This window comes from Flagellimonas olearia, from assembly GCF_004150225.1.
Taxonomy (GTDB): domain Bacteria; phylum Bacteroidota; class Bacteroidia; order Flavobacteriales; family Flavobacteriaceae; genus Flagellimonas; species Flagellimonas olearia.
Map to the genome: position 1 here is coordinate 1 of NZ_ML142920.1, position 1714 is coordinate 1714.

Sequence of the window (1714 nt, forward strand, 5' to 3'; positions counted from 1 at the left end):
AAGAAGTTCATATACATATTGTAACGACAGCGTAAAGAGAATTAAGAACCATTTTGATGCGGGGACTCTGGTTTCCGGGTGTCGGACAGACATTCAAGGAAATACAATGAAGAGTTTGATCCTGGCTCAGGATGAACGCTAGCGGCAGGCCTAACACATGCAAGTCGAGGGGCAGCGGGGAAAAGCTTGCTTTTCCGCCGGCGACCGGCGCACGGGTGCGGAACGCGTATGGAACCTGCCCCTGTCAGGGGAATAGCCCAGGGAAACTTGGATTAATGCCCCATGGTACCATTATATCGCATGATATTATGGTTAAAGATTTATCGGACAGGGATGGCCATGCGTACCATTAGTTAGATGGTGAGGTAACGGCTCACCATGGCAGCGATGGTTAGGGGCCCTGAGAGGGGGATCCCCCACACTGGTACTGAGACACGGACCAGACTCCTACGGGAGGCAGCAGTGAGGAATATTGGACAATGGTCGGGAGACTGATCCAGCCATGCCGCGTGCAGGATGACTGCCCTATGGGTTGTAAACTGCTTTTATACGGGAAGAAACCACCCTACGTGTAGGGTGCTGACGGTACCGTAAGAATAAGGACCGGCTAACTCCGTGCCAGCAGCCGCGGTAATACGGAGGGTCCGAGCGTTATCCGGAATCATTGGGTTTAAAGGGTCCGTAGGCGGGCCGTTAAGTCAGGGGTGAAAGTCTGCGGCTCAACCGTAGAATTGCCTTTGATACTGGCGGTCTTGAGTCATGGTGGGGTTGCCGGAACATGTGGTGTAGCGGTGAAATGCATAGATATCACATAGAACACCGATCGCGAAGGCAGGTGACCAACCATGTACTGACGCTGATGGACGAAAGCGTGGGTAGCGAACGGGATTAGATACCCCGGTAGTCCACGCCGTAAACGATGGATACTAGCTGTGGGGACTTCGGTCTCCGTGGCCAAGCGAAAGTGATAAGTATCCCACCTGGGGAGTACGTTCGCAAGAATGAAACTCAAAGGAATTGACGGGGGCCCGCACAAGCGGTGGAGCATGTGGTTTAATTCGATGATACGCGAGGAACCTTACCAGGGCTTAAATGCAGGCTGCATAAGCTAGAGATAGCTTTTTCTTCGGACTGCCTGCAAGGTGCTGCATGGTTGTCGTCAGCTCGTGCCGTGAGGTGTCAGGTTAAGTCCTATAACGAGCGCAACCCCTACCGTTAGTTGCCAGCATGTCAAGATGGGGACTCTAACGGGACTGCCGGTGCAAACCGTGAGGAAGGTGGGGACGACGTCAAATCATCACGGCCCTTACGTCCTGGGCCACACACGTGCTACAATGGCCGGTACAGAGGGAAGCCACCCCGCAAGGGGGCGCGGATCTATAAAACCGGTCACAGTTCGGATCGGGGTCTGCAACTCGACCCCGTGAAGCTGGAATCGCTAGTAATCGGATATCAGCCATGATCCGGTGAATACGTTCCCGGGCCTTGTACACACCGCCCGTCAAGCCATGGAAGCCGGGAGTGCCTGAAGTCCGTCACCGAGAGGAGCGGCCTAGGGCAAAATCGGTAACTAGGGCTAAGTCGTAACAAGGTAGCCGTACCGGAAGGTGCGGCTGGAACACCTCCTTTCTAGAGAAAGAGATGCCCGGAAGTTACGGGTCCCGCACGAGGTGGTCCTTTAAGATCTTTGTGCTGTCGTTTATGATATGTTTTT

Annotated in this window: 1 rRNA gene; it reads left to right on the forward strand. The window is 54.0% G+C overall.

The annotated features are described in order from the left end of the window. Positions 1 to 103 precede the first annotated feature (103 nt). A 16S ribosomal RNA gene (locus tag DN53_RS17820) occupies positions 104 to 1629 on the forward strand. Positions 1630 to 1714 lie beyond the last annotated feature (85 nt).